Genomic DNA, 13134 nt, shown 5'->3' on the forward strand with positions numbered 1-13134 from the left:
ACTCAAGTTGATTATTTGGCTGTGGGCATGCTGAATTCGGGGCCTTTGGCGATGCTGTCCGGCCAGCGCTGCATGACGCTTTTGTAGCGGCTGTAGAAGCGAATGCCTTCTTCGCCGTAGGCATGGTGATCGCCGAACAACGAGCGTTTCCAGCCACCAAAGGAGTGCCAGGCCATAGGCACCGGAATCGGTACGTTGATGCCGACCATGCCGACCTTGATGGTGCGGGCAAACGCCCGGGCAATCCCGCCGTCGCTGGTGAAACAGGACACACCGTTGCCAAACTCATGAGCGTTGATCAGCGCTACGGCGCTGGCGAAATCCGCGACCCGGACAATGCCCAGCACCGGACCGAAGATTTCCTGCTGGTAGATGCTCATCTCGGTCGTGACCTTGTCGAACAGGGTCGCGCCGACAAAGAAGCCATTCTCCGCCCCCGGCACTTTGAAATTTCTACCGTCGACGATCAGTTGCGCGCCCTGGGCCACGCCTTGATCGATGAACCCTTCGACCTTGGCCTTGTGCTCGGCGGTCACCAATGGCCCCATGTCGCTGTCGCCCTGCATACCGTTGCCGACCTTCAGCTGATCAATGCGCGGCAGCAGTTTAGCAATCAGCTTGTCACCAACATCGCCGACGGCCACGGCAATCGAAATCGCCATGCAGCGTTCGCCGGCCGAGCCGTAAGCGGCGCCAATCAGCGCATCGGCAGCCTGGTCCAGATCGGCGTCGGGCATTACGATCATATGGTTCTTCGCCCCGCCCAGCGCTTGCACGCGCTTGCCACGGGCCGTGGCTTGCTGATGGATGTACTCGGCAATCGGCGTCGAACCGACAAACGAAATCGCTTCGATGTCCGGGTGCTGCAACAAGGCATCGACCGCGCTCTTGTCGCCCTGCACCACGTTGAACACACCGTCCGGCAACCCGGCTTCGCTGAGCAGGCGCGCCATCAGCAAACTCGCCGACGGATCACGTTCCGAAGGCTTGAGGATGAAGCAGTTGCCGGTGACCAGCGCCAGCGGAATCATCCACAGCGGCACCATCACCGGAAAATTGAACGGCGTGACCCCGGCGCAAACGCCCAGCGGCTGACGCAGGTTCCAGTTGTCGATGCCGCCACCGATGTTGTCGCTGAATTCGGTTTTCAGCAGGTTCGGCGCACCGCAGGCGTATTCGACGATCTCGATGCCACGAGTGACTTCACCCTTGGCGTCGGAAAATACTTTGCCGTGTTCGCGGCTGATGATTTCCGCCAGTTCATTGTGATGACGGTCGAGCAGTTCCTTGAACTTGAACATCACCCGCGAGCGGCGCAGCGACGATTGCTCGGACCAGGCCGGGAACGCCCGCAGCGCCGAAGCCACGGCCTCATCGACGGTCTGCTGGCTGGCCAGCCCGACCCGCGCCTGAATGGCGCCAGTGGCCGGGTTGAAGACATTGCTGAAGCGCTCACTGCCAGTGTCCTGCACCTGGCCGTTGAGGTAGTGGCCGATAACCGGGGCGTCACTCATTGTTTTTGTTCTCCAGTCAGTCTTCAGAATTCAGAGGTCCAGCAGCCAGCTGTGCTGCGGATCGTTATGGAATTGCCAGATCCGTTTAGGACCAGCCATGACATTCAGGTAATACGACTCGTAGCCATAAGGCACGCTGACCGGGTGATACCCCTTGGGCACCACCACCAGATCGCTGTTTTCCACGGCCATGGCCTGATCGATGGAGCGGTCATCGGTGTAGACCCGCTGAAAAACGAAACCTTGCGGCGGGTTGATCTGGTGGTAATAGGTCTCTTCGAGAAAGCTCTGGTGCGGCAGGTCGTCGGTGTCGTGCTTGTGCGGCGGGTAGCTCGATGAATGCCCGGACGGTGTGCGCACCTCCACCACCAGCAGCGAATGCGCAGGCGCGGTGTCCGGCAGGATGTCGCAGACGTAACGGGTGTTGGCACCCTTGCCGCGCACGCTGCGCTTCATGCTTTCGGGTGTGATCAGCCGAGGGCCGAGACCGGCCGATTTCGAGCCAGGCGCGGCACACACGGCAATCTGTACATCGCTGAGGGCGACTACCTGCGCCTGACTGCCAGGTGGCAAGTACGCGGCGAACGGTGATTTGTCTTCGAACACCGAATGGCGGTCGCCGATGTTGTCCCAGTTGAACGCGCCCTGCCCTGGCGCCTCACCGCTGACGTCGACCCGACCGCTGAGCAACACCAGGCACAGCTCTTTATCGCCCGCGCTGACCGGCAAGGTTTCGCCGAGGCTCAGGCGATAGGCGGCGAAACCGACGTATTCCAGCGCACCGGCCGCCAACTCGACCATGGTCCGGCCCTTTGCGTTGCTCTTGACCAGCAGGTTCATTGCCCTCTCCTCTGATCGAGTAATGCGCGCAAGGTGTCGTAACCTTTCTTGGCGTAGACATAGCTCGGCGCGACAGCCGGATCCTGTTCGGCCTCGACCACCAGCCAGCCGTGATAATCGGCGGCCAGCAACACCTCCAGCAGCGCGGCGAAGTCGATATCACCGTCGCCGGGCACGGTGAACGTGCCGTTGATGATGCAGTCAGGGAAACTCCAGAGATTGTTGCGCGCCAGTTGCACCACCGGTTTACGCACGTCCTTGAAGTGCACGTGGCAGATACGCCCGACGTGTTTGCGCAGCACCTCGATCGGTTCACCGCCGCCCATGTAGCAATGGCCCGAATCGAACAGCAGACCGACTTCGCTGCCAGTCAGCGCCATCAATTTATCGATGTCCGCTGGCGATTCGACGTAAGCGCCCATGTGGTGGTGATAGGCCAGACGCACGCCCTGGGACAGGGTGAAACGTGCCAGTTCAGTTAGCTTGTCGGCGTATTCCCGCCAGGCCTGCTCGGTGTGAAAACGCGGGCGCTCGACCAATGGAATGCGCTGACCCTGAATCGAATCGGCGACTTCGCCGTACACCAGCACCTTGGCGCCATTCTTCGCCAGCAACTCGACATGGCTGCCGATGGCGTCGATTTCTTCAGCCACCGAACGCCGTGCCAGGCGGCTGGAATACCAACCCGACACCAGCGCCAGGTCGTAAGGCCGCAACACGTCGCCCACCCCTTTGGCGTCCTTGGGGAACTTGCCGTTGAGTTCAAAACCTTCGTAGCCGATTTCCTTGCCCTCACTCAGGGCAGTGCTCAACGGGGTTTCGCCACCGAGGGACGGCAGGTCGTCGTTGCTCCAGGAAATCGGGTTGATGCCAATTCGGATAGCGGGCATGGCTGCACCTTTTATTGTTTTCTAAAAATGAGATCGCACAAACCACCCCCCGTAGGAGCAAAGCTTGCTCGCGATGCTTTTGGCGTTCTTGAGGGCCCCATCGCGGGCAAGCCTTGCTCCTACGGGTCATCAGCGCTTCAGGCTCGCGCCTTGCGCCAGGCATCAATGAGTTCGACAAACGTGCCCTGCACTCTCTGAATCAGCGCCTCGTCATCGATCTCACCGGCCAACCACGCTCGGCTCGGTTCCTGGAAAATCGTCCGGCCCACCGCAAACCCCCGACAGGTCTTGCTCTGGCTCGCTTGCGCAAAGCCTTCGGCCAGCGCTGCGGCCGGCGCATTCAGGCCCAGCAGCACCACGCCTCGGCAATAGGGGTCGCGCTCCTGGATCAGTTCGTCGAGCTGTTTCCACTCCTCACTGCTTTGCGCCTCGATCTTCCACCAGGCCGGGAAAATGCCCAGGTTGTACAGGCGTTTGATCGCGCGATAGAGCACGTCCGGATGCGGTGACGGGTGATCCTTGGGCGGGATGATTTCCAGCAGCAACTCATGGCCGCTGACCTGCGCCGCCTGATACAAACCCTTGATCTGCGCCTCCTGTTCCAGACGCAACAGCGGCTCGTCGTCCGGGTGAAACTGCACCAGGCACTTGATGATTTGTTCCTGCGGCCAGGCGATCAGATTGCTGCCAATCGAGCGGCCATGTTCGAAGGCCAATGGCCGTGAACCCTGGACTTCCACCGGACGTGCCACCCACCAACCACGACCGGTGGCGGCATTAAGCGAGTCCTGGCCGAAACGCTGGTCAGCCAGCAGGCCGACATCGGCTTCGATGCCCTGCCGACGCAGGTCCGCTTCGACCCGCTCCACGGCTTGGATAAACAACTGCTTGAGCTCGCAAATACTGCTCAGGTCACGTCCACCCTTTTGCGCCAGCTCCACCAGTTGCCCGCGATGGTCGAAGGCAAAGATGAACAGTTGCTTCCAGGCTTTGCGTGGCACGCTGACCTGATGCAAGCGTTGCAGCACGGCATCCTGATCCGGCCGGGTGATCGGCACCGGGCTGTTGAACAGGTAATCCAGTTCGGCACGGGTCGGCATGGCCGGGGCGCAGGCGTGGCGTGAAACCACCAGACCGCCGCAGGCGTTGGCCAACTGGCAGCAGCGCTCGTCACTGGCATCCTCCAGCCAGCCGCTGAGGAAGCCCGACATAAAGGCATCGCCAGCGCCCAGTACGTTGAGCACTTCGACCCGCACACCGGGATAGATCGCGCCGTCTTCGAGACGTACCGGAATCACCCCGTGAATCACCGTGCAGCCTTGCGGCCCGAGCTTGACCACCAACGTCGCTGCCGTCAGGCGTCGCACGTTACGCAGTGCGCTCAACAAGTCTTCGGAGCCACCGGCAATCAGAAACTCCTCTTCGGTGCCGACGATCAGGTCAAAACGCGGAAGTATTTTCTGTACGTGCTGGCTGACCTGCTGGTCGGCGACGAAACGGGTTTCGCCATCCGCCTTGCCCGCCAGGCCCCAAAGGACCGGACGGTAATCGATGTCGAGAATGCGTTTGACGTTGTGCTTTTCGGCGTACTCCAGCGCCTGGATGCTCGCTTTGTAGACGCCGTCGGTAGAGAAATGCGTGCCGGTGATCAGCAAGGCTTTGCTGGAGGCAATAAAGGCTTCGCTGATGTCTTCGGCGCGCAGGGCCATGTCGGCGCAGTTTTCGCGGTAGAACACCAACGGAAAGGTTTCGCGGTCCTTGAGGCCCAGCAGGACCATGGCGGTGAGGCGCTCCGGATCGACCTTGATACCGCTGACGTCGCAGCCTTCGCGGGCCAGGGATTCGAGCAGGAAGCGGCCCATGTGGTCGTCGCCGACCCGACTCAGCATGGCCGACTTCAGCCCCAACCGGGCCGTGCCGAATGCGATGTTGGCGGACGAGCCTCCGAGGTATTTGGCGAAGCTTGAGACATCCTCCAGCCGCGCACCGACTTGCTGCGCATAGAGGTCGACGCCAAGGCGCCCGAGGCAAATCAGATCCAATTGACGCCCACTGGCAAAACGAGTCTGGCCCATGCTGGCTCCTGTTATTTTTATCAGCCTGCGTTCGGGGCGGTGGTGGCGCCGAACACTCTTGGTGGATGCAGACTAAAACGGGCGGCGCCCACAAATCAATATTTATTCCAATAAATTTTTACGTGGAATATTTTTTCCAATAAACTTTTACAGAACCGCTCCAGACACACTGCATCGTTTCAGCAACTGTCTGGCTGACCCACGGCTCAAGATTTTATTCACGCCTACCCTGTAGACTGCGCACAGCCAACCTATTGTCAGGGGCAGCGCTTCACCGAGCGGCCCTGTAAGAACAAGCCAGAAGGATTATTTATGTCCCGCACCGATCAGCCGGCTACCGCCGAGACCACGCCGGAAAGCGACCTCGCCAGCCCCCCGATCAATGCCGAGCGCTTGCTGGCGCTCATCACCAACGAATACGAAAGCCTGCCGCGCCAGCTCAAACGCATCGCCAGCTACATGAGCCAGCAGAGCGACCGGATCATGGTCGACCGCATCAGCGACATCGCGCGCGAATGCGAAGTGCACCCCTCGGCCATCGTGCGCTTCTCCCAGCGCTTTGGTTTCAGCGGTTTCAGCGAAATGCAGGCGTTGTTCCGCGAGGCGTACACCCACAAGACCACGCCGGTACAGAACTACCAGCAGCGCATTCGCAGCATGATTGCCAACAAGTCACAGAAGGCCAGCGGCGGCGACCTGGCGCGCGAGTGCATCAACGCCACGCTGTCGGGCATCGAACGCCTGGGCCTGGAGCTGGATGACCAGTCCTTCGAGAAAGCCGTGGACCTGGTGGTCAATGCCGACAACATCTACGTGGTCGGGGTGCGCCGCTCATTCGCGGTAGCCGATTACCTGGTGTACAACCTGCAACACACCAACAAGCGCATTCACCTGGTCTCGGGGCTGGGCGGCAGCTATCGCGAGCAAATGCGCAGCGTGCGGGCCAATGATCTGGTGATCGCCATCAGCTTCACGCCCTACGGCAAGGAAACCCAGCACTGCCTGCGCATCGCCCAGCATCATCAGGCGAAAACCCTGATCATCACCGACAGCAACCTGTCACCGCTGGCCAAACGGGCGAACACGGTGTTGCTGGTCAATGAAGGCTCCTCGTTTGCGTTCCGCTCCTTGAGTGCGACCTTGTGCCTGTGTCAGGCGCTGTTCATCGCCGTGGCCTATCGCCTGGAACTGAAGATGGATGAGATTCACGAGCAGGTCGGGTTCGAGGACTGACCCTCACCGCCATGATGGGTGTGGGCCTGCAATGAGCCCGGCACCCCGGTGCGAACCAGCCCGCCCTCCTCGATCCAGGCCTGGGTCGATTGATAAGCGCGTTGCAGCAGTTGATCGGTCTGGGTGAAATCGAACACCGAGATCCCCAGCGGACACAGCGGCGCGACCACATGGATCACCGCTCGCGGTGAGTACAGCTCAATGTCGCGCACCAGTTGACGCATGCTCATCAGGTTCAAGGTGTGCAGCGCCAACGCCACCAGCCCCGATGGTGGACTGGGGCAGTCACAACCAAATCCGGTCGGCACCACCACAACCCGCGTCGCTCCCAGGTACACCGCACTGGCAATCGGCGTATTGCTGGCAACGCCGCCATCGACCAACAGCTTGTCGCCGATCTGCACACACGGAAACACCAATGGAATCGCCGCACTGGCCAGCAACGCCTGCTCGGCACTGCCGCTGGACAGCAGTTCTTCGGCGCCGGTGAGCAAATTGGTGGTGACGATGTATAGCGGCAATTCGGTGTCTTCAATCTGCTTGAAGGGCAACGCCTGCCGCACCAGATGCTCCAGCGCCGAAGGCTGCAACAGAAAGCCTCTGCGCCGAAAAATCGCCGACAGGCTATCGAGCAGCGAAAACGGAAACACATCGGCCTTGCGCAAACCCCGCCAGAAGTCCGCCAGCTCGGCTACCCCTTGCGCAGTCGGCCGCGCAGCAAAGTACGCACCGTTGATGGCGCCGACCGATGCACCGATCACCAGGTCGAATGAAACGCCCGCTTCGACCAGCGCCTGCAACATGCCGACCTGAACCGCACCGAGGCTACCGCCACCGGCGAGGACGAGTGCAGTTTTTTCCGCAGGCATGGCAGACCTCCAGAACCGCTCAGGTTTAGATACTCAAGCATAGCGGTTGAGCTCGATTACACTCGGCTCGTCGCTAGCGCATCAAGCGATTGTGACAGTGGCGAAGGTCACGGGTTTACCGCTAAATTGGCGGCGCACTGTCTGCGCATAATCACAGGAGCTGTACATGAAGCTGATCGGAATGCTCGATTCACCTTATGTAAGACGCGTCGCCATTAGCCTGAAGTCGCTGGACATCCCGTTCGAGCACGCCTCGGTGTCGGTGTTCCGCCATTTTGCGCAGTTCCAGCAGATCAATCCGGTGGTCAAGGCCCCGACGCTGGTGCTGGACAACGGCGAAGTGCTGATGGACTCGACCTTGATCATCGACTACCTGGAAGCCTTGAGCGGCCCGGACAGAAGCCTGATGCCCGCGCCACTGGACCAGCGCCTGCGTTCATTGCGGCTGATCGGCCTAGCCCTGGCGGCCTGCGAGAAATCGGTGCAGATCTATTACGAGCGCACTTTGCGGCCGGCCGAGAAACAGCATGAACCGTGGCTGGAACGCGTTGGCGGGCAGTTGCTGGCGGCGTATTCGGTGCTGGAACAAGAGCTGGAAAGGCAGCCACTGAAGACCGACGGCACCCTCGATCAGGCTGGCATCACCCTCGCCGTGGCCTGGAGCTTCACCAATCTGGTGGTGCCGGATCAGGTCAGTGACGCGCAGTTTCCGAAGATCCGCGCATTTACTGCCTACGCCGAACAGCTGCCGGCGTTTATCAGCATGCCGATTACCTGAAGACTGACCTATGGGAGCTGGCGCCGCCTGCGATCTTTTGGCCCCATCGCAGAGGCCACAAAATCAAGATCAAAAGATCGCAGCCTTCGGCAGCTCCTACGAACTTGCGTACGGGTTCGACTGCCCGGCGTAGGAGCTGCCGCAGGCTGCGATCTTTTGGTGATCCTGCACGCGCAGCCCTCTTTAACCTCAAACCGCCCCCATCGCCACCCGCTGCACCAGCCCATCGGCATGACAAATCACCCGATTGCGCCCGGTAGTCTTGGCCGCATACAGCGCCTCATCGGCATCGTTGAGCCATTGCAGGGCTTCGCTGTGCATCGGGTCGAACGCGGCCAGGCCGATGCTCAGGCTGACTTTCAACGCCGGATTCTGTTCGTAACCCAGCCCCGAAAACCGATCACGCAAAGCGTCCATCGCCTGCGCGGCGTGGGCCAGTGGCACGTCGGGCAGGATCACGCAGAACTCGTCGCCGCCATAACGCCCGGCCAAGTCGCTGGCGCGCAGGTTTTGTTTGAGAATTTTGCTTAGCTGACGCAACACACTATCGCCGGCCACGTGGCCGTAAGTGTCGTTGATGGATTTGAAGTGGTCGATGTCGATCAAGGCAATCGCCCCGCCCCGCTGCTGGCGCTGACAACGCTGGAACTCGACGTCCAGCGCATCTTTCCAGGTGCCATGGTTCAACAGACCGGTCAGGCTGTCGGTGCGGCTCAGGGCCAACAGTTCGCGTTTGTGTTGGCCCAGTGTGTGGGCCTGGCGAAAGCAGATCCAGCCCAGCATCAAGGGATACAGCGTCAGCAACGGTAAGCAGGCATACAGCTGAATCGGGCTTGTTTGCGGGATGAACACAGGGAAGAAAAGTAGTAACCCGACGCCCATACCCAGCAGTTGGGCCACCGTACCCGCGAGCAGAAAACGCAAGCCACCAATGGCGACGTTGTTCATCGCCATCATCGATAACGTGGCGGTGCTGGGTAAGGGATTGAACTGCATGGCAGCGACCCAGAACCCACCCATGAACGCGTCGATCAACAGATTGCGGTGTTCGGCCTGATAAGGCGATTGCGAGCTGCGCGCCCATTGATAGGCCAGGTGCGGCCAGATCAGGCCGTTGAACAGCATCAGCGCCAACAGCCAACGGGGCGGGTTGAGTGGAATGATCGCCGCGCCCACGCAGAGCAGGCCCAGGACCATCCCCAGGGTTCGCGACGTGTAGAGCCTCCTGGCCAGTGAAAGTCCCTTTCCTCCGTTATGTTGCATAGGGGGCCAAAGCTCCTGATTACTACCGGAAACACAGGGATGTCTGGGAGTCTATCAGGGTGACCTCAAATAGCCATCACCGCCCGGCGCCCCGAAATAGACCTGCGGGCAGGCCCGCTGTCGAAAATTTGACTATAAATGACAAGGGACCTGCGTCGACGCCTGCTGTGTGGGAGAACACCATGCTCGTTGTACTGATCGTTGTCGCAGTGTTGATCATCTGGAGTTGGCGGACCTGGCCACGCATCGGGCACGTGTTGTACGACGCGAGCATGGCATTGGAGGCGCGGCTTTATCGCCTGCACAAAGTCTCGGTGCCAATTACCGGGATGAACATGGTCACGTACCAGGGCGGACCGGCCAACGCCGCTAAAACTATCCTGATGCTCCACGGTTACAGCGCCGACAAGACGATCTGGCTGCGCTTCGCCCGGCATTTTGTCGACGATTGCCGGGTGCTCATTCCCGACTTGGCGGGCCACGGTGAAACCGGGTTCAAGGCCGGCGCAGGCTACGACATACCGAGCCAGACTCAACGGCTGATCCAGTTGCTCGATGCCTGCAAAATCGACAAGGTGCATGTCATCGGCAACTCCATGGGCGGTTACATCGCCGCCTGGCTCGCGGCGACCCATCCTGAACGAGTCGCGTCAGTGGCCTTGATTGACCCGGCCGGCCTCAGTTGCTCACCGGAACCCAGCGACATGGATCGTCTGCTGGCTCAAGGCGCCAACCCGTTCCTGATCCACTCACGCGCAGACTTCAACGTGTTCTATGCCATGACCATGGCCTCCCCGCCGTGGGTACCGGGCGTGGTGCTGGCCGCGATGACCGAACGTTATGAGCGTCGGCGCGATGAACTGGCAGAGATTTTCGAGGACCTCAATGGGAGCCAACCAATCGGCGAAAAACTGCACGACATCCACGGCCCCGCCCTGCTGCTGTGGGGTCGCGAAGACCGGCTGATTCACGTCAGCAGCGCGCCTGTCTGGGCGCACGGTATCGCCGGGTTGGAGGTGGAAATCTGGGACGGTATCGGGCACATGCCGATGGTCGAACGGCCGGGGAAAACGGCGGCGTTGTATCGTGGGTTTCTGCAAGGGCTGACGCTATGAACATCCTCTACGACGAACACATCGACGGCGCTCTACCCCCGGTGGACAAGAACGCGTTGCTCAACGCCCTGCGCGAGCAGGTGCCGGATCTGGACATTCTCTACCGCGAAGAAGAGCTCAAACCCTACGAGTGCGACGGGCTCTCGGCGTATCGAACCACGCCGATGCTGGTGCTGCTGCCGCGCACGCTTGAGCAGGTTCAGGCCGTGCTCAAACTCTGCCACGCCCGGCGGGTGCCGGTAGTGGCGCGTGGCGCGGGCACCGGGCTGTCCGGGGGCGCGTTGCCGTTGGAAAAAGGCGTGCTGCTGGTGATGGCGCGCTTCAACCAGATCCTGCACATCGACCCCGCCGCCCGCACGGCGCGGGTTCAGCCGGGGGTGCGCAACCTGGCGATTTCCCAGGCAGCAGCGCCGTTTGGCCTGTATTACGCGCCGGATCCGTCCTCGCAGATCGCCTGCTCGATTGGCGGCAATGTCGCGGAAAACGCTGGCGGTGTGCACTGCCTGAAGTACGGTTTGACCGTACACAATGTGCTGAAACTGGAAGTGTTGACGATCGAAGGTGAACGCCTGACCCTCGGCTCTGACGCGCTGGACTCAGCGGGTTTCGATCTGTTGGCGCTGTTCACCGGATCCGAAGGGCTGCTGGGGATCATCACCGAAGTCACGGTCAAACTGCTGCCCAAACCGCAGGTGGCCAAGGTGCTGCTCGCGAGTTTCGACTCCGTGGAAAAAGCCGGACGCGCCGTGGCGCAGATCATCGCCGCCGGGATCATCCCCGGTGGCCTGGAGATGATGGACAACCTGGCCTTGCGCGCCGCTGAAGACTTCATTCATGCCGGCTACCCGGTGGACGCCGAGGCCATTCTGCTGTGCGAACTCGATGGCGTCGAAGCCGATGTGCGCGACGACTGCCTGCGGGTTCGCGCAGTACTGGAACAGGCCGGCGCCAGTGAGGTGCGCCAGGCCCGTGACGAGGCGGAACGGGTGAAGTTCTGGGCCGGACGCAAAGCTGCGTTCCCGGCGATCGGGCGCTTGTCGCCGGATTATTACTGCATGGACGGCACCATTCCGCGCCGCGAATTACCTGCGGTGCTCAAAGGCATCGCCGAGCTTGCCAGTGAGCACGGCTTGCGGGTGGCCAACGTGTTCCATGCCGGCGACGGCAACATGCACCCGTTGATCCTGTTCGACGCCAACCAGCCCGGCGAGCTGGAACGCACCGAAGCCCTCGGCGGAAAAATCCTTGAGCTCTGCGTCAAGGTTGGCGGCAGTATCACCGGCGAGCATGGTGTCGGTCGGGAGAAAATCAATCAGATGTGCGCGCAATTCAACAGCGACGAGCTGACAGTGTTTCACGCGGTAAAAGCAGCCTTCGACCCCCAAGGCCTGCTCAATCCCGGCAAGAACATTCCCACTCTGCATCGCTGCGCCGAGTTCGGCGCCATGCATGTCCACGGCGGGGAATTGCCCTTCCCTGAACTGGAGCGTTTCTGATGCGCACCGAACAGGATAGAGACGCCAGCGCGGAGTTACTGGAGCAGATCAACCAGGCCCGGGAGAACGCCACCCCGCTGCGCATTCAAGGCGCCAGCAGCAAGGCCTTCCTCGGCCGCGAGGTCGCCGGCGAGGTGCTCGACACCCGGCCCCATCGCGGCATCGTCAGCTATGACCCGACTGAACTGGTGATCACCGCCCGCTGCGGTACACCGCTGAGGGAATTGCTGGCGGCGCTGGATGCGGCCGGGCAAATGCTCCCCTGTGAACCGCCGTCCTTTGGTGAAGATGCAACGGTTGGCGGCATGATCGCCTCGGGACTATCAGGCCCGCGTCGACCGTGGGCCGGTTCGGTGCGCGATTTCGTCCTCGGCACCCGGCTGATCACTGGCAGCGGCAAACAGCTGCGTTTTGGTGGTGAGGTGATGAAAAACGTCGCCGGTTATGACCTGTCGCGGTTGTTGACTGGCAGCTTCGGTTGCCTCGGCGTGATCACCGAAGTCTCGCTCAAGGTCCTGCCCAAACCGCGCCAGTGCCTGAGCATCAGCCTGGAACTCGACAGCGCCCGCGCCTTGAGCAAACTCGCCGAGTGGGGCCAGCAACCGCTGCCCATCAGCGCGGCGAGCCATGACGGCCGGCAGTTGCACTTGCGGCTGGAGGGTGGCGAAGGTTCGGTCAGCGCTGCCCATCAACGACTCGGTGGCGAGGTGCTGGACTCTGCTTACTGGCAGGCGTTGAATGAGCAACAGCTGGAATTTTTCGATGCAGGTCTGCCGTTGTGGCGTCTGTCGCTACCCAACAACCTCGGCCCGCTGACGCTGCCCGGCGACCAACTGATCGATTGGGCCGGTGCGCAACGCTGGTTGAAATCCGACGCGCTCAATATTCAGTCGCTGGCCTTCGATCTGGGCGGCCATGCCACCTGCTACAGCCACGGCGTCAGCGACAGCCCGTTCCAGCCGTTGGCGCCTGCGCTGCTGCGCTATCACCAACAGCTCAAGGCCCAACTCGATCCTCAGGGATTGTTCAACCCTGGCCGGATGTACGCGGAGTTCTGAAGC

General features: G+C 61.2%; 11 protein-coding genes. 5 read left to right on the forward strand and 6 right to left on the reverse strand.

Features of this window, described 5'->3' with window-relative positions; all coding sequences use genetic code 11:
* Nucleotides 1-11: 11 nt before the first annotated feature.
* The 4 genes from ACIPIN_RS05670 to iolC all read right to left on the reverse strand — a co-directional run bounded on the left by ACIPIN_RS05670 (nt 12) and on the right by iolC (nt 5319).
* Entirely contained in the window at nt 12-1514 is a 1503-nt protein-coding gene (locus tag ACIPIN_RS05670; protein ID WP_401116447.1) for a CoA-acylating methylmalonate-semialdehyde dehydrogenase, read from the reverse strand.
* 30 nt (nt 1515-1544) lie between these two features.
* Nucleotides 1545-2354 (reverse strand): 5-deoxy-glucuronate isomerase, encoded by an 810-nt coding sequence (gene iolB, locus ACIPIN_RS05675; protein WP_401116449.1) that lies wholly within the window; start codon nt 2352-2354, stop codon nt 1545-1547.
* A complete protein-coding gene (iolE, locus tag ACIPIN_RS05680; protein WP_401116452.1) occupies nt 2351-3244 on the reverse strand; it encodes a myo-inosose-2 dehydratase in 894 nt (297 codons plus the stop codon). The genes iolB and iolE overlap by 4 nt, the downstream gene beginning before the upstream one ends.
* Nucleotides 3245-3381: 137 nt before the next feature.
* Nucleotides 3382-5319, reverse strand: coding sequence for a 5-dehydro-2-deoxygluconokinase (iolC, locus tag ACIPIN_RS05685; protein WP_401116455.1), 1938 nt, complete (start codon nt 5317-5319; stop codon nt 3382-3384).
* A gap of 312 nt (nt 5320-5631) precedes the next feature.
* Here iolC and ACIPIN_RS05690 point away from each other — a divergent pair, with 312 nt between their 5' ends.
* A complete protein-coding gene (locus tag ACIPIN_RS05690) occupies nt 5632-6552 on the forward strand; it encodes a MurR/RpiR family transcriptional regulator (RefSeq protein WP_401116458.1) in 921 nt (306 codons plus the stop codon).
* Here ACIPIN_RS05690 and ACIPIN_RS05695 read toward each other — a convergent pair.
* Nucleotides 6525-7421, reverse strand: coding sequence for a patatin-like phospholipase family protein (locus ACIPIN_RS05695; protein WP_401116461.1), 897 nt, complete (start codon nt 7419-7421; stop codon nt 6525-6527). The genes ACIPIN_RS05690 and ACIPIN_RS05695 overlap by 28 nt on opposite strands.
* Nucleotides 7422-7587: 166 nt before the next feature.
* Here ACIPIN_RS05695 and ACIPIN_RS05700 point away from each other — a divergent pair, with 166 nt between their 5' ends.
* Nucleotides 7588-8199, forward strand: coding sequence for a glutathione S-transferase (locus tag ACIPIN_RS05700; protein WP_401116464.1), 612 nt, complete (start codon nt 7588-7590; stop codon nt 8197-8199).
* Nucleotides 8200-8388: 189 nt separating this feature from the next.
* On the opposite strand, the gene ACIPIN_RS05705 is transcribed toward ACIPIN_RS05700, so the two are convergent.
* On the reverse strand, nt 8389-9462 hold the full coding sequence (locus tag ACIPIN_RS05705) for a diguanylate cyclase (RefSeq protein ID WP_401116466.1): 1074 nt from the start codon (nt 9460-9462) through the stop codon (nt 8389-8391).
* A gap of 182 nt (nt 9463-9644) precedes the next feature.
* On the opposite strand from ACIPIN_RS05705, the gene ACIPIN_RS05710 reads away from it, so the two are divergent.
* The 3 genes from ACIPIN_RS05710 to glcE are packed head-to-tail and all read left to right on the forward strand — an operon-like array spanning nt 9645 to nt 13131.
* Complete coding sequence (locus ACIPIN_RS05710; RefSeq protein ID WP_401116469.1) at nt 9645-10577, forward strand: alpha/beta fold hydrolase; 933 nt, start codon at nt 9645-9647, stop codon at nt 10575-10577.
* Complete coding sequence (gene glcD / locus ACIPIN_RS05715) at nt 10574-12073, forward strand: glycolate oxidase subunit GlcD (RefSeq protein WP_401116472.1); 1500 nt, start codon at nt 10574-10576, stop codon at nt 12071-12073. The genes ACIPIN_RS05710 and glcD overlap by 4 nt, the downstream gene beginning before the upstream one ends.
* A complete protein-coding gene (gene glcE / locus ACIPIN_RS05720) occupies nt 12073-13131 on the forward strand; it encodes a glycolate oxidase subunit GlcE (protein WP_401116475.1) in 1059 nt (352 codons plus the stop codon). Before glcD ends, glcE begins: the two co-directional genes overlap by 1 nt.
* The last annotated feature ends 3 nt before the right edge of the window (nt 13132-13134 follow it).

The sequence above is a fragment of the Pseudomonas sp. NPDC087697 genome (genome assembly GCF_044743155.1).
In the GTDB taxonomy this organism is placed as follows: Bacteria; Pseudomonadota; Gammaproteobacteria; order Pseudomonadales; family Pseudomonadaceae; genus Aquipseudomonas.